This is a genomic window from Pseudomonas sp. R-28-1W-6 (assembly GCF_009799925.1).
Classification (GTDB): Bacteria; Pseudomonadota; Gammaproteobacteria; order Pseudomonadales; family Pseudomonadaceae; genus Aquipseudomonas.
The window spans coordinates 33,442-55,969 of the sequence record NZ_WELK01000008.1; the positions used below are offsets into that span (position 1 = coordinate 33,442).

The 22,528-nt window shown below is 66.2% G+C and carries 19 protein-coding genes; 15 read left to right on the forward strand and 4 right to left on the reverse strand.

The annotated features are described in order from the left end of the window. The first annotated feature begins 125 nt into the window (after positions 1-125). Genes selD through F3I62_RS14735 form a run of 3 tightly spaced genes read left to right on the forward strand, consistent with a single transcriptional unit; the run spans position 126 to position 2,634 of the window. Entirely contained in the window at positions 126-1,160 is a 1,035-nt protein-coding gene (selD, locus tag F3I62_RS14725) for a selenide, water dikinase SelD (RefSeq protein ID WP_160490396.1), read from the forward strand. Further along, positions 1,160-2,266 carry a tRNA 2-selenouridine(34) synthase MnmH gene (gene mnmH, locus F3I62_RS14730; protein ID WP_160490397.1) on the forward strand — a complete coding sequence of 369 codons (1,107 nt, stop codon included), beginning with the start codon at positions 1,160-1,162 and terminating at the stop codon, positions 2,264-2,266. Before selD ends, mnmH begins: the two co-directional genes overlap by 1 nt. Continuing rightward, positions 2,263-2,634, forward strand: a complete 372-nt coding sequence (locus F3I62_RS14735; protein ID WP_160490398.1) for a hypothetical protein — start codon at positions 2,263-2,265, stop codon at positions 2,632-2,634. The genes mnmH and F3I62_RS14735 overlap by 4 nt, the downstream gene beginning before the upstream one ends. Positions 2,635-2,742: 108 nt before the next feature. On the opposite strand, the gene F3I62_RS14740 is transcribed toward F3I62_RS14735, so the two are convergent. The 3 genes from F3I62_RS14740 to phhA form a co-directional block, all read right to left on the reverse strand. Then, positions 2,743-3,939: an amino acid aminotransferase gene (locus F3I62_RS14740; RefSeq protein ID WP_160490399.1), complete on the reverse strand. Its 1,197-nt coding sequence runs from the start codon at positions 3,937-3,939 to the stop codon at positions 2,743-2,745. Continuing rightward, positions 3,936-4,292 (reverse strand): 4a-hydroxytetrahydrobiopterin dehydratase, encoded by a 357-nt coding sequence (locus tag F3I62_RS14745; protein ID WP_160490515.1) that lies wholly within the window; start codon positions 4,290-4,292, stop codon positions 3,936-3,938. Before F3I62_RS14745 ends, F3I62_RS14740 begins: the two co-directional genes overlap by 4 nt. 124 nt (positions 4,293-4,416) lie before the next feature. Further along, positions 4,417-5,202: a phenylalanine 4-monooxygenase gene (phhA, locus tag F3I62_RS14750; RefSeq protein WP_160490400.1), complete on the reverse strand. Its 786-nt coding sequence runs from the start codon at positions 5,200-5,202 to the stop codon at positions 4,417-4,419. 426 nt (positions 5,203-5,628) lie between these two features. Here phhA and F3I62_RS14755 point away from each other — a divergent pair, with 426 nt between their 5' ends. The 7 genes from F3I62_RS14755 to argR all read left to right on the forward strand — a co-directional run bounded on the left by F3I62_RS14755 (position 5,629) and on the right by argR (position 14,117). Next, positions 5,629-7,182 (forward strand): sigma-54-dependent transcriptional regulator, encoded by a 1,554-nt coding sequence (locus F3I62_RS14755; RefSeq protein ID WP_160490401.1) that lies wholly within the window; start codon positions 5,629-5,631, stop codon positions 7,180-7,182. 309 nt (positions 7,183-7,491) lie between these two features. After that, positions 7,492-9,447, forward strand: a complete 1,956-nt coding sequence (gene acs, locus F3I62_RS14760; RefSeq protein WP_160490402.1) for an acetate--CoA ligase — start codon at positions 7,492-7,494, stop codon at positions 9,445-9,447. Between the two features lie 547 nt (positions 9,448-9,994). After that, positions 9,995-10,771: an ABC transporter substrate-binding protein gene (locus F3I62_RS14765; protein ID WP_160490403.1), complete on the forward strand. Its 777-nt coding sequence runs from the start codon at positions 9,995-9,997 to the stop codon at positions 10,769-10,771. Positions 10,772-10,907: 136 nt separating this feature from the next. Then, on the forward strand, positions 10,908-11,597 hold the full coding sequence (locus F3I62_RS14770) for an ABC transporter permease (RefSeq protein ID WP_160490404.1): 690 nt from the start codon (positions 10,908-10,910) through the stop codon (positions 11,595-11,597). Positions 11,598-11,606: 9 nt separating this feature from the next. Continuing rightward, a complete protein-coding gene (locus tag F3I62_RS14775; protein WP_160490405.1) occupies positions 11,607-12,305 on the forward strand; it encodes an ABC transporter permease in 699 nt (232 codons plus the stop codon). Positions 12,306-12,345: 40 nt separating this feature from the next. Continuing rightward, positions 12,346-13,110, forward strand: coding sequence for an arginine/ornithine transport ATP-binding protein AotP (aotP, locus tag F3I62_RS14780; protein WP_160490406.1), 765 nt, complete (start codon positions 12,346-12,348; stop codon positions 13,108-13,110). 17 nt (positions 13,111-13,127) lie between these two features. Then, positions 13,128-14,117: a transcriptional regulator ArgR gene (gene argR / locus F3I62_RS14785; RefSeq protein ID WP_160490407.1), complete on the forward strand. Its 990-nt coding sequence runs from the start codon at positions 13,128-13,130 to the stop codon at positions 14,115-14,117. Between the two features lie 99 nt (positions 14,118-14,216). Here the strand turns inward: argR and F3I62_RS14790 are convergent, their stop codons facing one another. Further along, a complete protein-coding gene (locus tag F3I62_RS14790) occupies positions 14,217-15,875 on the reverse strand; it encodes a SulP family inorganic anion transporter (RefSeq protein WP_160490408.1) in 1,659 nt (552 codons plus the stop codon). 334 nt (positions 15,876-16,209) lie between these two features. Between F3I62_RS14790 and F3I62_RS14795 the strand changes: the two genes are divergently transcribed. From F3I62_RS14795 to astB, 5 genes are all read left to right on the forward strand, one after another. Beyond that, on the forward strand, positions 16,210-17,430 hold the full coding sequence (locus tag F3I62_RS14795; RefSeq protein WP_160490409.1) for an aspartate aminotransferase family protein: 1,221 nt from the start codon (positions 16,210-16,212) through the stop codon (positions 17,428-17,430). Positions 17,431-17,583: 153 nt separating this feature from the next. Then, a complete protein-coding gene (gene aruF, locus F3I62_RS14800) occupies positions 17,584-18,600 on the forward strand; it encodes an arginine/ornithine succinyltransferase subunit alpha (protein WP_160490410.1) in 1,017 nt (338 codons plus the stop codon). Positions 18,601-18,683: 83 nt separating this feature from the next. Continuing rightward, positions 18,684-19,706, forward strand: coding sequence for an arginine N-succinyltransferase (gene astA / locus F3I62_RS14805; RefSeq protein ID WP_160490411.1), 1,023 nt, complete (start codon positions 18,684-18,686; stop codon positions 19,704-19,706). Positions 19,707-19,708: 2 nt separating this feature from the next. Further along, a complete protein-coding gene (astD, locus tag F3I62_RS14810) occupies positions 19,709-21,172 on the forward strand; it encodes a succinylglutamate-semialdehyde dehydrogenase (protein WP_160490412.1) in 1,464 nt (487 codons plus the stop codon). Then, positions 21,172-22,518 carry an N-succinylarginine dihydrolase gene (gene astB / locus F3I62_RS14815; RefSeq protein ID WP_160490413.1) on the forward strand — a complete coding sequence of 449 codons (1,347 nt, stop codon included), beginning with the start codon at positions 21,172-21,174 and terminating at the stop codon, positions 22,516-22,518. Before astD ends, astB begins: the two co-directional genes overlap by 1 nt. Positions 22,519-22,528 lie beyond the last annotated feature (10 nt).

Consider the following 22,528-nt stretch of genomic DNA (forward strand, 5'->3'; position numbering starts at 1 on the left):
GGCCATGCGGGGGCTGACGCTTCGCGGAAGGGGTAAAGAGCGCGGCGATTATACGGGGGGCGTGGGCAAAGGCCAGCTTTGCTAGAATCCGCGACCTGTTTTCCGATTTGCCGAGAGCGTTACCGATGAGCGAGCCGATCCGCCTGACCCAGTACAGCCATGGAGCCGGTTGTGGCTGCAAGATTTCCCCCAAGGTGCTGGAAGTGATCCTCGCCGGCAGCGGCGCACAGAACCTCGACCCCAGGCTGTGGGTCGGCAACGCCTCGCGCGACGATGCGGCGGTGTATGCTCTGGACGACGAGCGCGGCGTGGTCTCGACCACCGACTTCTTCATGCCGATCGTCGACGATCCCTATGATTTCGGGCGGATTGCCGCGACCAACGCGATCAGCGACATCTACGCCATGGGCGGCGATCCGCTGATGGCCATCGCCATCCTCGGCTGGCCGGTCAACCTGCTGGCCCCGGAAGTGGCCCGCGAGGTGATCCGCGGCGGCCGCGCGGTGTGCGACGCGGCCGGCATCCCGCTGGCCGGCGGCCACTCGATCGACGCCCCGGAACCGATCTTCGGCCTGGCGGTGACCGGCGTGGTCGAGAAGAAGCACATGAAGCGCAACGACACCGCCACCGCCGGCTGCCGGCTGTACCTGAGCAAACCACTGGGCATCGGCATCCTCACCACCGCCGAGAAGAAGGCCAAGCTGCGCGCCGAGGACGTCGGCCTGGCGCGCGACTGGATGTGCACCCTGAACAAGCCCGGCAGCCGCTTCGGCAAGCTGGCCGGGGTCACCGCGATGACCGACGTCACCGGCTTCGGCCTGCTCGGCCACCTGGTGGAGATGGCCGACGGCGCGGGCCTCACCGCCCGCCTGGACTACGCCGCGGTGCCGCGCCTGCCAGGGGTCGACCATTACCTGGCCGAGGGCTGCGTGCCGGGCGGCACCCTGCGCAACTTCGACAGCTACGGCGACAAGATCGCGCCGATCAGCGATGCGCAGCGCGACCTGCTGTGCGACCCGCAGACCAGCGGCGGCCTGCTGATCGCCGTCACCCCGGAGGGCGAGGCCGAGTTCCTCGCCGTGGCCGCCGAGCTGGGCCTGCAGCTTTCGCCGATCGGCGTGCTGGCCGCGCGCCAGACCCATGCGGTCGAGGTGCTGTGATGCGCGACAACAGCAGCGACTACCGCCAGATATTTCTCAACGACATCCCGCTGATGGACATGCGCGCCCCGGTGGAATTCGCCAAGGGCGCCTTCCCCGGCGTGGCCAACCTGCCGCTGATGAACGATATCGAACGGCAACGGGTCGGCACCTGCTACAAGCAGAAAGGCCAGCAGGCGGCCATCGAACTGGGCCACCAGCTGGTCTGCGGCCAGGTCAAGGCCGAGCGGGTCGAGGCCTGGGCGGCTTTTGCCAAGGCCCACCCCGAGGGTTACCTGTACTGCTTCCGCGGCGGCCTGCGCTCGCAGATCGTCCAGCAGTGGCTGGCCGAGGCCGGCATCGACTACCCGCGGGTGCTCGGCGGCTACAAGGCGATGCGCTCCTTCCTGATCGAGACCACCCAGCAGGCGGTGGCCGAGTGCGATTTCGTCATAGTCGGCGGCATGACCGGCACCGGCAAGACCGAGGTGATCGCGCAGCTGGGTAACAGCCTGGACCTGGAAGGCCATGCCAACCACCGCGGTTCCAGCTTCGGCAAGCGCGCCACTGGCCAGCCGGGGCAGATCGACTTCGAGAACCGCCTGGCCATCGACATCCTCAAGCAGCGCGCCGCCGGCACCGAGCAGTTCGTGCTGGAGGACGAGAGCCGCCTGGTCGGCAGCTGCTCGCTGCCGCTGGAACTGCACCAGGGCATGCAGGGCTATCCGCTGGTGTGGCTGGAGGACAGCTTCGAGGGCCGCGTCGAGCGCATCCTGCGCGATTACGTGATCGACCTGTGCGCCGAGTTCATCGCCGTGCACGGCGCCGAGCACGGCTTCCGCCTGTTCGCCGAGCGCCTGCTGCAGAGCCTGAGCAATATCCAGAAGCGCCTGGGCGGCGAGCGCTATCAGCGCCTGCTGCTGATCATGCAGGCGGCGCTGGCCGAGCAGCAGCGCAGCGCCAGCGTGGAGCTGCACCGCGGCTGGATCGACGGCCTGCTGCGCGAATACTACGATCCCATGTACGCCTACCAGCGCGAGAGCAAGGCCGAGCGCATCGAATTTGCCGGTGAGCAGGCGGCCGTGGTGGCCTACCTGCGCGACCGCGCCCTACGGAGAAAGCCATGACCTCGTCAGACAGCCTGCTGGACCACGCCGACGCCCAGGATTGCACGGTCTACCGCCCCAACGAGCGTGATCCGGATGCCGAGGAGCTGGAGCTGGGCGATGCGCGCATCCTCTTCACCGGCCCGTTCGCGGCGCCGGCCGAGTGGGACGCCCGCGAGCGCGAGGACTACTTCGACGGCTGCGACGAGGAGCTGTTCGTCACCGCACGCCTGGAGAGCGAGGCGGCGCAGGGCGCCCACGGCCATTTCGTCGCCGAACCGGGCGACTACGTGGCCGTGGTGGCCGATGGCGCAGTGCAGATGTACTACGTCTACGATGTGGCCGACGCCCGCTATGTGCTGATCCGCGACGACGAGATCCTCGACTGATCTCTGCGTTGCCGCTCGGCGCCTGAACAGCCGTAGGGTGCGCCGTGCGCACCATTGGCTCTGCACTGGGCCTCGGTGCGCGCGGCGCACCCTACGTTCGAGGCGCCGTTAGGCGCACACCCTGGCGATGGCCGCCGCCAGGTATTCCAGGCGCTGTTCGGCCATGCCCGCCACGCTGGCGCGGCCGCTGCTGACCAGGTACACGCTGAATTCCTCGCGCAGGCGTTGCACCTGCGCCGCGCTCAGGCCGGTGTAGGAGAACATGCCGCGCTGGTCGGCGATGTGCGCGAAGCGTTCGCCCAGGCCGTACGGTTGCAGCGCCGCGACCAGGCCGCTGCGCAGGCTGGCGATGCGCAGGCGCATGGCTGCCACTTCCCCGGCCCACAGGGCGTGCAGCTCGGCGTCGCTGAGGATACTGGCGACCACCGCGGCGCCATGGGCCGGCGGGGTGGACCACAGGTTGCGCGCGATGGCGGCCAGCTGGCTGCGTACATCGGCCAGCTGGCCGCTGCTGGCCGCGCGCACGATCAGCGCGCCGGTGCGTTCGCGGTACAGGCCGAAGTTCTTCGAGCAGGAGCTGGTGACCAGCAGTTCCGGCAACTCGGCGGCGAACCGGCGCACGACCCAGGCGTCTTCCTCCAGGCCGACGCCGAAACCCTGGTAGGCGAAGTCGATCAGCGGCAGCAGTTCGCGCGCCTTGACCACCTCCAGCACGCGCCGCCAGTCGTCCTGGCTCAGGTCGAAGCCGGTGGGGTTGTGGCAGCAGGCATGCAGCAGCACCACGTCGCCCCTGGGCACCTGGGCCAGGGCGGCGAGCATGGCTTCCACCTGCAGCCGGTTGCCGGCATCGACATAGGGGTAGTGGCCGACCTTGAGGCCGCAGGTGGCGAACAGGGTTTCGTGGATCGGCCAGGTCGGGTCGCTCAGCCAGATGCCGCGGCCGGGCAGGTTGCGCGCGATGAATTCGCCGGCCAGGCGCAGGGCGCCGGTGCCGCCGGGAGCCTGGGTGGCGCCGGCCAGCTCGTCACGCAGCAGCGCGCTGTCTGCGCCGAGCACCAGGCGCAGCAGGCCCGTGGCGAACTCCGGCGCGCCGTGGCCGCCGATATAGGTCTTGGTGGTCTCGCTATCCACCAGCCGCTGCTCGGCCAGCTTGACCGCACGCGGGATCGGCGTCAGGCCCTGGGCGTCCTTGTACACGCCCACGCCCAAGTCGAGCTTGGCCGGGTTGGGATCGGCGCGGAAGGCATCCAGCAGACCGAGGATGGGGTCGCTCGGCACCCGGACGATGTTGGCGAAATGGCTCACTTGCGGCCCTCGGCCGTGCTGGCCAGCTGGTCGGTGCGTGCAGCCATGATGAAGTCATTGCGGTGCAGGCCCTTCATCTCGTGGCTCCACCAGGTGACGGTGACCTTGCCCCATTCGGTGAGCAGGGCCGGGTGGTGGCCGACTTCCTCGGCGATGGCACCCACCGCATTGGTAAAGGCCAGGGCATGGCGGAAGTTCTTGAACAGGAACAGGCGCTCCAGTTCCATGTGGCCGTCGCGGACTTCGATGTTCCAGTCCGGGATCTCGCGGATCAGCTCGGCCAGCTCCTCGTCGGACACATGGGGCGCGTCGGCGCGGCAGGCTTCGCATTGGGCTTGGGCAAGGCTCATCAGTTTTCTCCAGAGTACGGGTGTGGTCACAGCGTAGGTTGGCTTGAGTCGCGAAGCGACGAAGCCCAGTGTGGTACTCAGGGTGCTGGGCTTCGCAGGCTCAAGCCAACCTGCAGGGCGATATCGGTCAGGCCGCCTTCGGCGGAAACTTCGGCGTGTGCAGGCCCAGGGCCATGGCCTGTTGCACCAGGCCCATGATGTCTTCGTGGGCCAGTTCGAACAGGCGCTTGAGCTCCGGCAGGACGAAGTACAGCGGCTGCAGGATGTCGATGCGGTACGGCGTGCGCATCGCCTCCAGCGGGTCGAAGGCCTGGTGTTCGGGCGCGTCGGACAGGCTGTAGAGGGTCTCCTTGGGCGAGGAGAGGATGCCGCCGCCGTAGATGCGCCGGCCCTGCGGGGTGTCGACCAGGCCGAACTCGATGGTCATCCAGTACAGCCGTGCCAGGTACACGCGCTGTTCCTTGCTCGCCGCCAGGCCGAGCTTGCCATAGGTGTGGGTGAATTCGGCGAACCAGGGGTTGGTCAGCAGCGGACAGTGGCCGAAGATCTCGTGGAAGATGTCCGGCTCCTGCAGGTAGTCCAGCTCTTCCGGGGTACGGATGAAGGTGGCCACCGGAAACTGCTTGCTGGCCAGCAGCTCGAAGAAGGTCTGGAACGGAATCAGCGCCGGCACCCGCGCCACGCGCCAGCCGGTGGTGGCGGCAAGCACCCGGTTGATTTCGCCGAGCTGGGGAATACGCTCATGGGGCAGGCCGAGCTGCTCGATGCCGTCCAGGTATTCCTGGCAGGCGCGGCCCTCGATCACCTTGAGCTGGCGGGTGATCAGGGTATTCCACACCGCGTGCTCGCTGTCCGGGTAGTGGATAAAGCCAGTCGCGTCGGGTTCGCGGGCCAGGTACTGCGTGGTCTTCATCGTCGCCTCCAACCGGGGTTCTTGTTGTTGTGTTGGACAACAGATAACCCGGCGTTGCAGGCAATGACAGGCGCTGGAGGGGCGGGGTGGTGCCGAGTGCTGGCTGAGTTCGTAAAGAAATGATTACGAGCTGCCGAGAGTTGCGCCGCTGCTTCTTGCTGTTACGGCTTTTTGTCACATATTCTTGACGAAAAAAATGTCGCAGCCCATGAATGCTTCTGGCTGCGACCCTGTTCAGCGTCTCGCGAGCTAGAGCCAGGCAAGGCGAAATCGGGCGAAGAAGCGCAGTTTACGAGTTGTAAATGAGCATTCTGAGCCCGATTGACCAGCCTGCGGCTGTTACTGCGTTGCAACGCAGCATGGCCGACGCGCAGCAGGCGTGGGACAGGGTCTGCGACCCATAACAAGCCTGACCAGAGTCCTGCCATGCGTATCAAAGTCCACTGCCAGAACCGCGTCGGCATCCTGCGCGACATCCTCAACCTGCTGGTCGACTACGGCATCAACGTCGCTCGTGGCGAAGTCGGCGGCGAGCAGGGCAATGCCATCTACCTGCACTGCCCGAACCTGATCAACCTGCAGTTCCAGGCCCTGCGCCCCAAGCTGGAGGCGATTGGCGGGGTGTTCGGGGTCAAGCGCGTCGGCCTGATGCCCAGCGAGCGCCGTCATCTGGAACTCAACGCGCTGCTCGGCGCCCTGGATTTTCCGGTGCTTTCCATCGATATGGGCGGCAGCATAGTCGCCGCCAACCGCGCCGCCGCGCAGCTGCTCGGGGTGCGCGTGGACGAGGTGCCGGGCATTCCGCTGTCGCGCTACGCCGAGGATTTCGACCTGCCGGAGCTGGTGCGCGCCAACAAGTCGCGGATCAACGGCCTGCGGGTGAAAGTGAAGGGCGACATCTTCCTCGCCGACATCGCCCCGCTGCAGTCCGAGCACGACGAGAGCGAGGCGCTGGCCGGCGCGGTACTCACCCTGCACCGCGCCGATCGCGTGGGTGAGCGCATCTACCATGTGCGCAAGCAGGAACTGCGCGGCTTCGACAGCATCTTCCAGAGTTCCAAGGTGATGGCTGCGGTGGTGCGCGAGGCGCGGCGCATGGCGCCGCTGGATGCGCCGCTGCTGATCGAGGGCGAGACCGGCACCGGCAAGGAGCTGCTGGCCCGCGCCTGCCACCTGGCCAGCCCGCGCGGGCAGTCGCCGTTCATGGCGCTGAACTGCGCCGGCTTGCCGGAGTCGATGGCCGAGACCGAGCTGTTCGGCTACGGCCCCGGCGCCTTCGAGGGCGCCCGACCGGAAGGCAAGCTCGGCCTGCTGGAGCTGACCGCCGGCGGCACCCTGTTCCTCGACGGCGTCGGCGAGATGAGCCCGCGCCTGCAGGCCAAGCTGCTGCGCTTCCTGCAGGACGGCTGCTTCCGCCGGGTCGGCAGCGACGAGGAGGTGTACCTGGACGTACGGGTGATCTGCGCCACCCAGGTCGACCTGTCCGAGCTGTGCGCCAAGGGCGAGTTCCGCCAGGACCTCTATCACCGTTTGAACGTCCTCTCGCTGCATATCCCGCCGCTGCGCGAATGCCTGGATGGTCTGGCGCCGCTGGTCGAACACTTCCTCGATCAGGCCAGCCGGCAGATCGGCTGCCCGCTGCCCAGGCTGGCGCCGCAGGTACTGGACAAGCTCAGCCACTACCACTGGCCGGGCAACGTGCGCCAGCTGGAGAACGTGCTGTTCCAGGCCGTGTCGCTGTGCGACGGCGGCACGGTCAAGGTCGAGCACATCCGTCTGCCGGACTACGGCGCGCCGCAGCCATTGGGCGATTTCTCCCTGGAGGGCGGGTTGGACAGCATCCTCGGCCGCTTCGAGAAGGCGGTGCTGGAGCGCCTCTACCACGAGCACCCGAGCAGTCGCCTGCTGGGCAAGCGCCTGGGCGTGTCGCACACCACCATCGCCAACAAGCTGCGCCAGCATGGCCTGGGCAAGGACTAGCACAACTCCTGCGTTGCCGATGTGTCGTTGAAACCGCTTGCGAGGGCTACGACCTTGGTGCAATAGGCGGGGGGAGGGGCAGGGGGTAAAAAGTCAGGCGTCCGGTTCCTGCGAATCCCGGACGGCGTTTCTGACATTCCTCCCCCGGAATGCCTTGGCGGCGGCCCTCGGGTCGCCCTTTTTTTACCTGAAAAAAAGCGTTGAGACCTTGGTCGTAGAGTGGTAAGACCATGGTCGAATGGCCCCACCCGCTGTCGGGGGATACAAAAGACACCATAGAACAACAACTACCCGCCGAGGTGTTAAGTCATGAGTGCTGCTTCCCTTTATCCCGTCCGCCCCGAGGTGGCCGCCACCACGCTGACCGACGAGGCGACCTACAAGGCCATGTACCAGCAGTCGGTGATCAACCCCGACGGCTTCTGGCGCGAGCAGGCCAAGCGGCTGGACTGGATCAAGCCCTTCACCAAGGTCAAGCAGACCTCGTTCGACGACCACCACGTCGATATCAAGTGGTTTGCCGATGGCACCCTCAACGTCTCGGCCAACTGCCTGGACCGTCACCTTGCCGAGCGCGGTGACCAGCTGGCGATCATCTGGGAAGGCGACGATCCGTCCGAACACAAGGAAATCACCTACCGCCAGCTGCACGAGCAGGTGTGCAAGTTCGCCAACGCCCTGCGCGGCCAGGATGTGCACCGCGGCGACGTGGTGACCATCTACATGCCGATGATTCCGGAAGCCGTGGTGGCCATGCTGGCCTGCGCCCGCATCGGCGCCATCCACTCGGTGGTGTTCGGCGGCTTCTCGCCGGAGGCCCTGGCCGGGCGCATCATCGACTGCCAGTCGAAGGTGGTGATCACCGCCGACGAAGGCGTGCGCGGCGGCAAGAAGACCGCGCTCAAGGCCAACGTCGACGACGCCCTGACCAACCCGGAAACCAGCAGCGTGACCAAGGTCATCGTGTGTAAGCGCACCGGATCCGAGATCAAGTGGAACCAGCACCGCGACATCTGGTACGAAGACCTGATGAAGGTTGCCGGCAGCGTCTGCGCGCCGAAGGAAATGGGTGCCGAGGAAGCGCTGTTCATCCTCTATACCTCCGGCTCCACCGGCAAGCCCAAGGGCGTGCTGCACACCAGCGCCGGCTACCTGCTGTACGCCGCGCTGACCCACGAACGCGTGTTCGACTACCGCCCGGGCGAAGTCTACTGGTGCACCGCCGACGTCGGCTGGGTCACCGGCCACAGCTACATCGTCTACGGCCCGCTGGCCAATGGCGCCACCACCCTGCTGTTCGAAGGCATCCCCAACTACCCGGACGTGACCCGCGTCGCCAAGATCATCGACAAGCACAAGGTCAACATCCTCTATACCGCGCCGACCGCCATCCGCGCCATGATGGCCCAGGGCAAGGCCGCCGTTGAGGGGGCCGATGGCTCCAGCCTGCGCCTGCTCGGTTCGGTCGGCGAGCCGATCAACCCAGAAGCCTGGCACTGGTACTACGAGAACGTCGGCCAGTCGCGCTGCCCGATCGTCGACACCTGGTGGCAGACCGAAACCGGCGCCACCATGATGACCCCGCTGCCGGGCGCCCATGCGCTCAAGCCGGGCTCGGCGGCGCGGCCGTTCTTCGGCGTGCAGCCGGCACTGGTGGACAACCTGGGCAACATCATCGAAGGCGCCGCCGAAGGCAACCTGGTGATCATTGATTCCTGGCCGGGCCAGGCGCGTACCCTGTACGGCGACCATGACCGCTTCGTCGACACCTACTTCAACACCTTCAAGGGCATGTACTTCACCGGCGACGGCGCGCGCCGCGACGAAGACGGCTACTACTGGATCACCGGCCGGGTCGACGACGTGCTCAACGTGTCCGGCCACCGCATGGGCACCGCCGAAATCGAAAGTGCCATGGTCGCCCACCCGAAAGTCGCCGAGGCCGCCGTGGTCGGCGTGCCGCACGACATCAAGGGCCAGGGCATCTATGTCTACGTGACCCTGAACAGTGGCGAGGAACCTTCCGAGCAGCTGCGTCAGGAACTGAAGAACTGGGTTCGCAAGGAGATCGGTCCGATCGCCTCGCCGGACGTCATCCAGTGGGCGCCTGGTCTGCCCAAGACCCGCTCGGGCAAGATCATGCGTCGCATCCTGCGCAAGATCGCCGTCGCCGAATACGATGCCCTCGGCGACATCTCCACGCTGGCCGATCCTGGTGTGGTGCAACATCTCGTCGATACCCACCGCACCATGCAGGCCGCCTGACCCGGCATCTGCGCAAGGCGACCAAACCCCGGCCACAAGCCGGGGTTTTTCTTTTTCGGGGTGCCGGGTCTGTGGCTTGCGCCAGATGATTGCCCGCCAGGGGGGATGAATATCGGACTTGTCGGGAGCGGGGCGGATGGGTAACACCCGGGGGTAACGTGTCGCTCCGATTGGGGGAGGGGAGAAACACCCTGCCCCGTTCGAGGGCTTCGGAAAAATCGGGTGAGCCTCTGGATATGCCGTTATAGAGGCCTTTCTATATGTTGGCGTATTTATTGCTGGATATTAAGGTTAATCTTCCTGTCTCTCTGGTCATGTTTTGCCTGACCTGTCAAGATGCTGCGCGCGCCTCTCCGGTGGTTCTGTAATTTGTTGTCGCTTTGAGGAAATATCGGTCTTCCCCTGCTCGCTAGAATGCCGCCCACCTGGCCGGACCACTTGCAGCGCCTTTCGAGGCGGCAAAGATGGTGACACTTCCTACAATTTACCCACGGCCCTGGCGAACCTCATTCTGCCAAACGATGTCCCCATTCGAAGGAGTCACACCATGAAGAAGATCGTACTTCTCGGCGCCCTGGCGCTGTCCGCGTTCAGTGCGCTGGTTCAGGCAGAAGACAAACCGCTGCGTATCGGCATCGAAGCCGCCTACCCACCGTTCGCCTTCAAGCAGCCCGATGGCAGCATCACCGGCTTCGACTACGACATCGGCAACGCCCTGTGCGAAGAGATGAAGGTCAAGTGCCAGTGGATCGAGCAGGAATTCGACGGCCTGATCCCGGCCCTGAAAGTGCGCAAGTTCGACGCCGTACTGTCTTCGATGAGCATCACTGAAGATCGTCTGAAGTCGGTCGATTTCACCGCCAAGTACTACCACACCCCAGGCAAGCTGGCGATGAAGGCCGGTACCGTGATCAACGACCCGCTGGTGGATCTGAAAGGCAAGAAGATCGGCGTGCAGCGCGCCTCTACCTACGATCGTTATGCCACCGACAAATTCGCGCCGGCGGGTGCAGAAATCGTTCGTTACAGTTCGCAGAACGAGATCTTCCTGGATCTGGCGGCTGGTCGTGTCGACGCCACCCTGGCCGATATCGTCAACATCGATGATGGCTTCATCAAGACCGATGCCGGTAAAGGCTTCGCCCTGGTGGGCCCGGACTTCAACGACGAGAAATACTTCGGTAACGGCGCGGGTATCGCCGTGCGCAAGGGTGACAAGGCCCTGGCCGACAAGATCAGCGCCGCCATCCAGGCCATTCGCGCCAACGGCAAGTACAAGGCCGTGCAGGACAAGTACTTCCAGTTCAACGTCTACGGCGAGTAAGGCCGGCAAGGCCTTCCCCCGCTGCGGGGAGGGCTGCCCGTGGGTCGCGTGCGGGGCGTCTGAAACCGGCCGGCCCGCCGCGCTCCACCCCTGAGGGAGAAGGGCGTTCTTCCTGTATTCCCCTGAGGATTGATTCATGCTCAATGGCTACGGCTCGACCATTCTCGACGGCGTCTGGCTCACCTTGCAGCTGGCTCTGCTGTCGATGGCGGTCGCTATTTCCCTGGGCTTGCTCGGTGCGGCCTGTCGCCTGTCGCCGATCAAGTGGCTGGCATGGCTGGGCGACGCCTATGCCACGGTGATTCGCGGCATCCCCGACCTGGTGCTGATCCTGCTGATCTTCTACGGCGGCCAGGACCTGGTTAACCGCGTGGCGACCCTGCTGGAATACGACGGCTACATCGATATCAACCCGTTCATCGCCGGTGTCGGCACCCTGGGCTTCATCTATGGCGCCTACCTGTCCGAGACCTTCCGCGGTGCCTTCATGGCCATCCCCAAGGGTCAGGGCGAGGCCGGCATGGCCTACGGCATGAACCCGCTGCGGGTGTTCTTCCGCATCCTGGTGCCGCAGATGATCCGCCTGGCGATTCCCGGCTTCACCAACAACTGGCTGGTGCTGATCAAGGCCACCGCGCTGATCTCCCTGGTCGGCCTGCAGGACATGATGGCTCGTGCCAAGAGTGCCGGCGATGCCACCCGCGAGCCGTTCACCTACATCCTGCTGGCGGCGGCCATTTATCTGCTCATCACCAGTGTTTCCTTGTTCGTCCTGCGCCACTTCGAGCGGCGCTATTCGGTCGGCGTCAAGGCGATGGAAATCTAAGGGGCTGCCATGATCTTCGATTACAACGTGGTATTTGACAGCCTGCCGCTCTACTTCGGCGGCGTCCTGGTCACCCTCAAGCTGTTGCTGATTTCCCTGGCGTTCGGCCTGGCCCTGGCCGTGCCGCTGGCGCTGATGCGCGTGTCCAAGCGCTCGGCAGTGAATCTGCCGGCCTGGCTGTACACCTACGCCATTCGCGGCACGCCGATGCTGGTGCAGCTGTATCTGCTGTACTACGGCCTGGCCCAGTTCGAGGTGGTGCGCGAGAGCCTTGCCTGGTCCTACCTGAGCAACGCGACCTTCTGCGCCTGCCTGGCGTTCGCCATCAACACCAGCGCCTATTCGGCGGAGATCCTCGCCGGCAGCATCAAGGCCACGCCCCATGGCGAGATCGAGGCGGCCAAGGCCATGGGCATGTCGCGCTTCAAGCTGTACCGGCGGATTCTCCTGCCCTCGGCCCTGCGCCGCGCGCTGCCGCAGTACAGCAACGAAGTGATCATGATGCTGCACACCACCAGTCTGGCGTCCATCGTCACCCTGATCGACATCACCGGTGCGGCCAAGACCGTCAGCTCGCAGTTCTACCTGCCGTTCGAGGCCTATATCACCGCCGGCCTGTTCTATCTGTGCCTGACCTTCATCCTGGTACGCCTGTTCAAGCTGGCCGAGCGCCGCTACCTGGCCTACCTGGCTCCGCGTAAAGCCTGAGCCACCGATTCCACCGCATTCGCATACGAGAGCCGAGACCATGTACAAGCTTGAAGTCCAGGATCTGCACAAACGCTACGGCGACCACGAAGTGCTCAAGGGCGTGTCCCTGGCCGCCAAGGCCGGCGACGTGATCAGCATCATCGGCTCCAGCGGCTCGGGCAAGAGCACCTTCCTGCGCTGCATCAACATGCTCGAGCAGCCCTACGGCGGCAAGATCCTGCTCAACGGCGAAGAGCTGAAGCTGGTGCCGAGCAAGGGCGGCGCGCTCAAGGCGGCCGACCCCAAGCAGCTGCAGCGCATGCGCTCGCGCCTGTCCATGGTGTTCCAGCACTTCAACCTGTGGTCGCACATGAGCGCCCTGGAAAACGTCATCGAGGCGCCGGTGCACGTGCTCGGCGTGCCGAAGAAGGAGGCCCTGGAAAAGGCCGAGCACTACCTGGCCAAGGTCGGCGTCGCGCACAGAAAAGATGCCTATCCGGCGCACATGTCCGGTGGCGAGCAGCAGCGCGTGGCGATTGCCCGCGCCCTGGCCATGGAGCCGGAAGTGATGCTGTTCGACGAGCCGACTTCGGCGCTCGACCCCGAGCTGGTCGGCGAGGTGCTCAAGGTCATGCAGGACCTGGCCCAGGAGGGGCGCACCATGGTCGTGGTGACCCACGAGATGGGTTTCGCCCGCGAGGTGTCCAACCAGCTGATCTTCCTGCACAAGGGCCTGGTAGAAGAGACCGGTTGCCCGAAGGAAGTGCTGGCCAATCCGCAGTCGGATCGCCTCAAGCAATTCCTTTCCGGCAGCCTGAAGTAGGAACTAGACTGCCCATCATGACCCAAACTGCCCACTGCATCGGTTTCCTGATCTGGCCGCAAACCCGGCCCATGACCCTGGCTCTGGCCGAGGAAGCCCTGCGCGTGGCGCAGCGTGTGCACCCGGAGGTGGTGTACGAGGTGCGTTTCCTGCTCGCCGAGCCGCCTGCCGATGAGGCTGGCTGGCGCTTGCCGGGCGAGCCCTGGGCCGGGCGGCTGGAGGGCTGCCAGAAGCTGTTCCTGCTCGCCGACGAGCCGCCGGCCAGCGTGGCGCCGGCGCTGGCTTCCGCGCTCAAGCAGCTGGTGCGCGCCGGTGCGCAGATCGGCGGCCTGTCGGCCGGCGTCTACCCGCTGGCCCAGCTCGGCCTGCTCGATGGCTATCGCGTCGCCGTGCACTGGCGCTGGCAGGATGACTTCACCGAGCGTTTCCCCAAGGCGATCGCCACCAGCCATCTGTTCGACTGGGACCGCGACCGCCTCAGCGCCTGCGGCGGCCTGGCCGTGCTCGACCTGCTGCTGGCAGTGCTGGCCCGCGACCATGGCGCCGAGCTGGCTGGCGCGGTGAGCGAGGAGCTGGTGGTCGAACGCATCCGCGAAGGTGGCGAGCGCCAGCGCATCCCGCTGCAGAACCGCATCGGCTCCAGCCATCCGAAGCTGACCCAGGCCGTGCTGCTGATGGAAGCCAATATCGAAGAGCCGCTGACCACCGACGAGATCGCCACCCATGTGTGCGTGTCGCGGCGCCAGCTGGAGCGCATCTTCAAGCAGTATCTCAATCGCGTACCGAGCCAGTACTACCTGGAGCTGCGCTTGAACAAGGCGCGCCAGCTGCTGATGCAGACCAGCAAGTCGATCATCCAGATCGGCCTGTCCTGTGGCTTCTCCTCCGGTCCGCACTTCTCCAGCGCCTACCGCAACTTCTTCGGCGCCACCCCGCGCGAAGACCGCAACCAGCGGCGCAGCGCCAGCCCGTTCGAGCTGAGCGAGTCGACGGGCAAGCGCGCCTGATTGTGAGGCTCGCTGGTTAGGCCGGGCTCGCCGGCCAAGCAAAGCGCCGCCGGTTCCGCATGGGAACGGCGGCGTTGTCGTTTGTGCGGCCGGCGTTGCTCAGCTCCGCGCGGCCGCGGCCTGTTGCTCCTGGTACTGCTCGATGGCCCGGCGGGCGTTGAACAGCAGGCGCTCGCGGCCGAGCTGGTCCGCCAGGCCGGCATGCCGGACCATCTTCAGCACGTCCGGGTTCAGGCCGGCCAGCCACAGGCTGATGCCCTGCTGGGCGGTCTGTCGCTCGGCCTCCAGCAGCATCTTGAAGGCGGAGTACTCGATGTCCGTCACCCGGCTGAGGTCCAGGGTCAGTACCCTGGGTTTGTGCCGGGCCAGCAGTGCCTTGATCTGGTCGGCCACCTGCTGGGCGTTGACGAAGAACAGGCGGCCTTCCGGGCGCACCAGCAGCAGGCCGTCGAAGGTCTCGTCGTCCGGGTGCTCGGCCGAGAGCGGGCGCAGCACATCGGTGCCGCGCTTGCGGCCGAGGACATAGACGTGGGGTTTGGCGGTCTGGCTGGCGAGGCCGATCAGCGACACCACGATGGCCACCACAATGCCCTGCAGCGTGCCGAACAGCAGCACGCCGATACAGGCGATGCAGGCCCAGCGGAACTCCATGCTGCGCACCTGCAGGATCGAGCGGAATTCGCCGGGCTGGATCAGGCCGACGGAGTAGACGATCACCACGGCCGCCAGGGTGGCGTGCGGCAGTAGGCCGAGCAGCGGCGCGAGCAGCAGCATGGTGGCTGCGGCGGTGGCGACGGTTGCCAGCGAGGCCATCTGCGAGCGCCCGCCGGCAGCCTTGACCACGGCGGTCTGCGAGGTGCCGCCGCCCGCCGGCATGGCGCCGAACAGGGCGCCGCCCAGATTGGCCGCGCCGGTCGCCAGCAGTTCGCGGTTGGCGTTGATCGGCGGCTGGTCGGCCTCGGTAAAGGCGCGGCCGGCGGCAATCGACTCGGTGAAGCTCATCAGGGTGATGCCCAGTGCTCCTGGCAACAGCTGCATCGCCAGGCTGGCGTCCGGCAGGGTCAGGGACGGCAGGCCCTGGGGAATCAGGCCGACAATTGCCACGCCCTGGTCCTGCAGGCCGAGCCACCAGGTCGCGGCGATGCTGCCCGCCACCGCCACCAGCGGGGCAGGGGAGTGCGGCCACAGGCGTTCCATGCCGACCAGTACCAGCAGGGTGGCCGCCGCCACGGCCAGGGTCAGCAGCGAGGTCTGTGGCAGCAGGGTGAACAGCTGCAGCAGGTCGGCGAAGAAGCCCTGTTTGTCGAGGTGCAGGCCCAGCAGCTTGGGCAGCTGGTCGAGCACGATGACCAGGCCGATGCCGGCCTTGAAGCCGGTCAGCACCGGGGTGGAAATGAAGTTGGCGATAAAGCCCAGGCGCAGCACCGAAGCCAGCATGAGCATGACGCCCACCAGGGCGCTGAGGGTGGCGACCGCGACAATCAGCCGGTCGGGATCGCCATCCGGCACCGCCAGGCCAAGCTGGGTGCCGGCCAGGATCGCCAGGGTGGTGGTGGAGCTGACGCTGAGCACGCGCGAGCTGCCGAGCAGGGCGTAGATCAGCATCGGCACGAAGGCGGTATACAGGCCGACCGCCACCGGCAGCCCGGCAACGGTGGCATAGGCCATGGACTTGGGCAGCACCACGGCCGCCGCGGTGAGGCCGGCCACCAGGTCGAGACGCCAGGTTTTGCCGAGATCGGTCAGTGCTGCTGTCATTGCGGGGTTTCCTTGGCGCTTGCCTGGGTCGTTCTGGAGTGTAATCCAGCCTGTGGCGGCTTGCGGGACAACCCTGTCGGCCCGGTGCTTGCCTTTACGGATGGGGCTGCGCGGCGTCGGGACTAATTTCGGCCGAACCTGCTCGACTTGCGTCGACAGCGTTTAAACTGCGCAATTCCGCTGCTTTCTGTCGCATTGCCGAAAGCCCCGGAAAGCCACGGGTTGCCGCTGTAAGAAGTTGTCGCATGGCGGCAATGCGCCCTAGTTATGAGCCCCTACAATCCTTCCATCACCTGCCATTCAGTGCCGGTGCTGCTTATTCAGGAGAGCCCCGATGTCCGTTCAGCACGATCCGGTGCAACGCGCCGATTTCGACCAGTTCATGGTCCCCAACTATGCTCCCGCCGCTTTCGTCCCGGTGCGTGGTCAGGGGTCGCGAGTCTGGGATCAGACCGGCCGAGAGCTGATCGACTTCGCCGGCGGCATCGCCGTCAACGTGCTGGGCCACTGCCATCCGGCACTGGTCGGTGCGCTGACCGAGCAGGCCAACACCCTGTGGCATATCTCCAACGTGTTCACCAACGAGCCGGCCCTGCGCCTGGCGCACAAGCTGGTCGACGCTACCTTCGCCGACCGCGTGTTCTTCTGCAACTCCGGCGCCGAAGCCAACGAGGCCGCCTTCAAGCTGGCCCGTCGCGTCGCCCACGACAAGTTCGGCCCGCAGAAGTGCGAGATCATCGCCGCCACCAACAGCTTCCACGGCCGCACCCTGTTCACCGTCAGCGTCGGTGGCCAGCCCAAGTACTCCGACGGTTTCGGGCCGAAGATCGAGGGCATCACCCATGTCCCGTACAACGATCTGGACGCGCTGAAGGCGGCGATTTCCGACAAGACCTGCGCCGTGGTGCTGGAGCCGATCCAGGGCGAAGGCGGCGTGCTGCCGGCCGAACAGGCCTACCTGGAAGGCGCGCGCAAGCTGTGCGACGAGCACAACGCGCTGCTGGTGTTCGACGAAGTGCAGACCGGCATGGGCCGCAGCGGCGAACTGTTCGCCTACATGCACTACGGCGTCACCCCGGACATCCTCTCCAGCGCCAAGAGCCTGGGTGGCGGCTTCCCGATCGGCGCCATGCTCACCACCAACGAGCTGGCCAAGCACCTGGCAGTCGGCACCCACGGCACCACCTATGGCGGCAATCCGCTGGCCTGCGCGGTGGGCGAGGCGGTGATCGACGTGGTCAATACCAAGGCCGTGCTGGACGGGGTCAAGGCCAAGCATCGGCAGTTCACCTCGCGCCTGCAGGCGATCGGCGAGCAGTACGGGATTTTCAGCGAAGTGCGCGGCCTCGGCCTGCTGCTCGGCTGCGTGCTGAGCGAGGTCTGGAAGGGCAAGGCCAAGGCCGTGCTGGATGCCGCTGCCGCCGAAGGCGTGCTGGTGCTGCAGGCCAGCCCGGATGTGGTGCGCTTCGCCCCGAGCCTGGTGGTCGAGGACGCCGACATCACCGAGGGCCTGGATCGCTTCGAGCGCGCCGTGGCCAAGCTGGTCCAGGGCTGATGCCCGCCGGGCGGCGCAGGAAGCGCCGCCCGAGTCACCTCAGGATGAGCGATTCCATGCGTGATCGGGCCTGGCCCGGTCTTTCTCCAGCGACGGACGTCGAGGTTTCTGGAGTTTTTATTCGAAAGACGTTTTTGTCGAAAGGAGAAGGCCATGCTGGTGATGCGCCCCGCGCAACTGTCCGACCTTGCCGAAGTGCAACGTCTGGCTGCGGATAGCCCGGTCGGTGTGACCTCATTGCCGGACGATGCCGGTCGCCTGAGCGACAAGATCGCCGCCTCGGAGGCGTCGTTCGCCGCCGAAGTCAGCTTCAACGGCGAGGAAAGCTACTTCTTCGTCCTCGAGGACAGCGCCAGCGGCCGCCTGGTCGGCTGCTCCGGCATCGTCGCCTCGGCCGGTTACTCCGAGCCGTTCTACAGCTTCCGCAACGAGACCTTCGTGCACGCCTCGCGCGAGCTGAAGATCCACAACAAGATCCATGTGCTCTCGTTGTGCCACGATCTCACCGGCAACAGCCTGCTGACCAGTTTCTACGTGCAGCCGGAACTGGTGGATACGACCAGCGCCGAGCTCAACTCGCGGGCCCGCCTGTTGTTCGTCGCCAGCCACCCGGAGCGTTTCGCCGATGCGGTGGTGGTGGAGATCGTCGGCTACAGCGACGAACACGGCGACTCGCCGTTCTGGGATGCGGTGGGGCGCAACTTCTTCGACCTCAACTACAGCGAGGCCGAGCGCCTGTGCGGCCTGAAGAGTCGCACCTTCCTCGCCGAGCTGATGCCGCATTACCCGATCTACGTGCCGCTGCTGCCGGATGAGGCGCAGGAGGCCATGGGTCAGGTCCACCCGCGCGCCCAGGTGAGCTTCGACATCCTCATGCGCGAAGGCTTCGAGACCGATCATTACATCGACATCTTCGACGGCGGGCCGACCCTGCATGCACGCACCTCGGGCATCCGCTCGATCGCCCAGAGCCGCGTGGTGCCGGTGCGCATCGGTGACCCGGGCAAGGTGGGCCGCCCGTACCTGGTCAGCAATGGCCAGCTGCAGGATTTCCGCGCCATCGTCGCCGAGCTCGACTGGGCGCCCGGCAAGCCGGTGACCCTGTCCGCCGAGGCGGCCGAGGCCCTGGGTGTCGGTGAAGGTGCCAGCGTCAGGCTGGTCGCGGTTTAAGACCATCAGCGGCCAGCTGTCTGGCCTGGCTGCATTTCAACTCGTAGCGGGCCGCAGCAGGCGTGCCGTTACTCGGAGGATCTATGATCGTTCGTCCCGTCCGTAGCACCGATTTGTCGGCGCTGTTCGACCTGGCCCGCAGCACCGGTGCCGGGCTGACCACCCTGCCGGCCAACATGGAGCGTCTGGCGCATCGGGTCGGCTGGGCCGAGAGGACCTTCCGTGGCGAGGCCGAACGGGCCGACGCCGACTACCTGTTCGTGCTCGAGGACGACGACGGCAAGGTCGTCGGCATCTCCGCCGTGGCCGGCGCCGTCGGCCTGCGCGAGCCCTGGTACAACTATCGCCTGGGCCTGACCGTGAGTGCCTCGCAGGAGCTGAAGATCCACCGCGAGATCCCCACCCTGTTCCTGGCCAACGACCTGACCGGCAACTCCGAGCTGTGCTCGCTGTTCCTGCATGCCGATCACCGCAGCGGCCTCAATGGCCGCCTGCTGTCGAAGGCGCGCTTCCTGTTCATCGCCGAGTTCCGCGAGCTGTTCGGCGACAAGGTGATCGCCGAGATGCGCGGCATGTCCGACGCCAACGGCCGCTCGCCGTTCTGGGAAAGCCTCGGCCGGCACTTCTTCAAGATGGAATTCAGCCAGGCCGACTACCTCACCGGCGTCGGCAACAAGGCCTTCATCGCCGAACTGATGCCCAAGTTCCCGCTCTATACCTGCTTCCTCTCCGAGGATGCGCGCAACACCATCGGTCGTGTCCACCCGGACACCGAGCCGGCGCTGGCCATGCTCAAGGGCGAGGGCTTCGCCTACCAGGGCTATGTCGATATCTTCGACGCCGGCCCGGCCATCGAGGTGCCCACCGACAAGATCCGTGCGGTGCAGAACAGCCAGACCCTGGTGCTGGCCGTCGGCACCCCGGGTGATGAGGCCACGCCGTACCTGATCCACAACCGCAAGCGCGAAGACTGTCGCATCACCGCCGCCCCGGCGCGTGTCGCCGCCGGCACCCTGGTGGTCGATGCCCTGACCGCCAAGCGCTTGCAACTCGCGGTCGGCGCCCAGGTGCGCGCCGTGCCCCTGTCGGCCAAGGAGACAAAATAACAATGAGCACGCACTTCATCGCCGGCAGCTGGCAGCCCGGCCAGGGCGAGGCCTTCGCCTCCCTCAATCCGGTCACCCAGGAAAGCATCTGGGCCGGCAATGGCGCCAGCGCCGCACAGGTCGAGGCCGCCGTGCAGGCCGCCCGCGCCGCGTTCCCGGCCTGGGCCCGGCGCCCGCTGGAAGAGCGCATCGCCGTGCTCGAGCAGTTCGCCGCCACCCTCAAGGCGCACAGCGACGAGCTGGCCCGCGCCATCGGCGAGGAAACCGGCAAGCCGCTGTGGGAGTCCGCCACCGAAGTGACCAGCATGGTCAACAAGGTCGCCATCTCCGTGCAGAGCTACCGCGAGCGCACCGGCACCAAGAGCGGCCCGCTGGCCGATGCCACCGCGGTGCTGCGCCACAAGCCGCATGGCGTGGTGGCGGTGTTCGGCCCCTACAACTTCCCTGGCCACCTGCCCAACGGCCATATCGTGCCGGCGCTGCTGGCCGGTAACGCGGTGGTGTTCAAGCCCAGCGAGCTGACCCCGAAAGTCGCCGAGCTGACGGTCAAGTGCTGGATCGAAGCCGGCCTGCCGAATGGGGTGCTCAATCTGGTGCAGGGCGCCCGCGAAACCGGCGTGGCCCTGGCGGCCAGCGCCGGCATCGACGGCCTGTTCTTCACCGGCTCCAGCCGCACCGGCAACCTGCTGCACAGCCAGTTCGCCGGGCGTCCGGACAAGATCCTGGCCCTGGAAATGGGCGGCAACAATCCGCTGGTGGTCGATCGGGTCGCCGATCTGGACGCTGCCGTCTACACCATCATCCAATCCGCCTTTATCTCCGCCGGCCAGCGCTGCACCTGTGCGCGGCGCTTGCTGGTGCCGGCGGGCGAGTGGGGCGATGCCCTGCTGGCGCGCCTGGTGGCAGTCAGCTCGACCATCAAGGTCGGTGCTTTCGACGAGCAGCCGGCGCCCTTCATGGGCTCGGTGATCTCCCTGGCGGCGGCCGAGCACCTGCTCAAGGCCCAGCGCCAGCTGATCGACCAGGGCGCCAGCGTGCTGCTGGAGATGATCCAGCCGGTGGCGAACGCCGCGCTGCTGACCCCGGGCATCATCGACGTCACCGCCGTCGCCGAGCGCATCGACGAGGAATTCTTCGGCCCGCTGCTGCAGGTGATCCGCTACAGCGACTTCGACAGCGCCATCGCCGAGGCCAACAACACCCAGTTCGGCCTGGCCGCCGGCCTGCTGTCGGATTCGGCCGAGCGTTACCAGCAGTTCCTCATCGATAGCCGTGCCGGCATCGTCAACTGGAACAAGCAGCTGACCGGCGCCGCCAGCAGCGCGCCGTTCGGCGGGGTCGGCGCCTCCGGTAACCACCGCGCCAGTGCCTACTACGCGGCCGATTACTGCGCCTATCCGGTTGCTTCGCTGGAAAGTGAAACCCTGAGCCTGCCCGCCACCCTGACCCCGGGAGTGAGTCTGTGATGTCCGCCTATGAAATGAACTTCGACGGCCTGGTCGGCCCGACCCACAACTACGGCGGCCTGTCCTACGGCAACGTGGCTTCGCAGAGCAACAGCCAGGCGGCGTCCAACCCGAAGGAAGCCGCGCTGCAGGGCCTGGGCAAGATGAAGGCGCTGATGGAAATGGGCTTCAAGCAGGGCGTGTTCGCCCCGCAGGAGCGCCAGGACGTCGCCGCCCTACGCAGCCTGGGTTTCGCCGGTACCGACGCTCAGGTGATCGCCCAGGCGGCGAAAGAGGCCATGCCGCTGCTCGCCGCCGTGAGCTCGGCTTCCAGCATGTGGACCGCCAACTCCTGCACCGTCAGCCCCAGTGCCGACACCGCCGACGGGCGCGTGCATTTCACCGCGGCCAACCTCAACTGCAAGTTCCATCGCAGCATCGAGCACCCGACCACCAGCCGCGTGCTCGGCGCCATGTTCGCCAGCCAGCAGCATTTCGCCCACCACGCCGCATTGCCGGCGGTCGGCCAGTTCGGCGACGAAGGCGCGGCCAACCACACGCGCTTCTGCAAAGGCTATGGCGATGCCGGTGTGGAGTTCTTCGTCTACGGCCGCAGCGCCTTCGACAGCCGCTACCCGGCGCCTGCGCGCTACCCGGCGCGGCAGACCCTGGAGGCCTCGCAGGCCATCGCCCGCCTGCACGGCCTGAGCGACGACGGCGTGGTCTATGCTCAACAGAACCCGGCGGTGATCGACCAGGGTGTGTTCCACAACGACGTGATCGCGGTGGGTAACGGCGAAGTGCTGTTCTACCACCAGGATGCCTTCCTCGACACCGAGCGGGTGCTGGCCGAACTGACCGCCAAGCTCGCTCGTCGCGGCGGCAACTTCCAGGCGGTCTGTGTGCCGCGCGATGCGGTGACGGTGGACGATGCGGTGCGCTCCTACCTGTTCAACAGCCAGCTGTTGACCCGCGCCGACGGCAACATGCTGCTGATCGTGCCGGAGGAGTGCCGCAACAACGCCAACGTGTGGGACTACCTGCAGCAGCTCATCGGCGGCAACGGCCCGATCCGCGAGGTCAGGGTGTTCGACCTCAAGCAGAGCATGCAGAACGGCGGTGGCCCGGCTTGCCTGCGCCTGCGCGTGGCACTCAAGGACAACGAACTGGCGGCGGTCAATCCAGGCGTGATCATGACCCCGAACCTGTACGAAACCCTGACCACCTGGGTCGGCAAGCACTACCGAGACCGCCTGGCGGAAAGCGACCTGGCCGATCCGCAATTGCTCATCGAATGCCGCACGGCATTGGATGAACTGACGCAGATCCTTAAACTGGGCGCGGTTTACCCCTTCCAATTGGCTTAACGAGTACTTA

What these genes read in the sequence shown, in the direction of transcription:
- astB (WP_160490413.1), top strand. Translation starts at nt 21,172, where the DNA reads ATGTCCGCCTATGAAATGAACTTCGACGGCCTGGTCGGCCCGACCCAC.
- argR (WP_160490407.1), top strand. Translation starts at nt 13,128, where the DNA reads ATGACCCAAACTGCCCACTGCATCGGTTTCCTGATCTGGCCGCAAACC.
- aotP (WP_160490406.1), top strand. Translation starts at nt 12,346, where the DNA reads ATGTACAAGCTTGAAGTCCAGGATCTGCACAAACGCTACGGCGACCAC.
- astD (WP_160490412.1), top strand. Translation starts at nt 19,709, where the DNA reads ATGAGCACGCACTTCATCGCCGGCAGCTGGCAGCCCGGCCAGGGCGAG.
- mnmH (WP_160490397.1), top strand. Translation starts at nt 1,160, where the DNA reads ATGCGCGACAACAGCAGCGACTACCGCCAGATATTTCTCAACGACATC.
- aruF (WP_160490410.1), top strand. Translation starts at nt 17,584, where the DNA reads ATGCTGGTGATGCGCCCCGCGCAACTGTCCGACCTTGCCGAAGTGCAA.
- F3I62_RS14765 (WP_160490403.1), top strand. Translation starts at nt 9,995, where the DNA reads ATGAAGAAGATCGTACTTCTCGGCGCCCTGGCGCTGTCCGCGTTCAGT.
- F3I62_RS14770 (WP_160490404.1), top strand. Translation starts at nt 10,908, where the DNA reads ATGCTCAATGGCTACGGCTCGACCATTCTCGACGGCGTCTGGCTCACC.
- astA (WP_160490411.1), top strand. Translation starts at nt 18,684, where the DNA reads ATGATCGTTCGTCCCGTCCGTAGCACCGATTTGTCGGCGCTGTTCGAC.
- phhA (WP_160490400.1), bottom strand. Translation starts at nt 5,202, where the DNA reads ATGAAGACCACGCAGTACCTGGCCCGCGAACCCGACGCGACTGGCTTT.
- selD (WP_160490396.1), top strand. Translation starts at nt 126, where the DNA reads ATGAGCGAGCCGATCCGCCTGACCCAGTACAGCCATGGAGCCGGTTGT.
- F3I62_RS14790 (WP_160490408.1), bottom strand. Translation starts at nt 15,875, where the DNA reads ATGACAGCAGCACTGACCGATCTCGGCAAAACCTGGCGTCTCGACCTG.
- F3I62_RS14755 (WP_160490401.1), top strand. Translation starts at nt 5,629, where the DNA reads ATGCGTATCAAAGTCCACTGCCAGAACCGCGTCGGCATCCTGCGCGAC.
- F3I62_RS14735 (WP_160490398.1), top strand. Translation starts at nt 2,263, where the DNA reads ATGACCTCGTCAGACAGCCTGCTGGACCACGCCGACGCCCAGGATTGC.
- acs (WP_160490402.1), top strand. Translation starts at nt 7,492, where the DNA reads ATGAGTGCTGCTTCCCTTTATCCCGTCCGCCCCGAGGTGGCCGCCACC.
- F3I62_RS14775 (WP_160490405.1), top strand. Translation starts at nt 11,607, where the DNA reads ATGATCTTCGATTACAACGTGGTATTTGACAGCCTGCCGCTCTACTTC.
- F3I62_RS14795 (WP_160490409.1), top strand. Translation starts at nt 16,210, where the DNA reads ATGTCCGTTCAGCACGATCCGGTGCAACGCGCCGATTTCGACCAGTTC.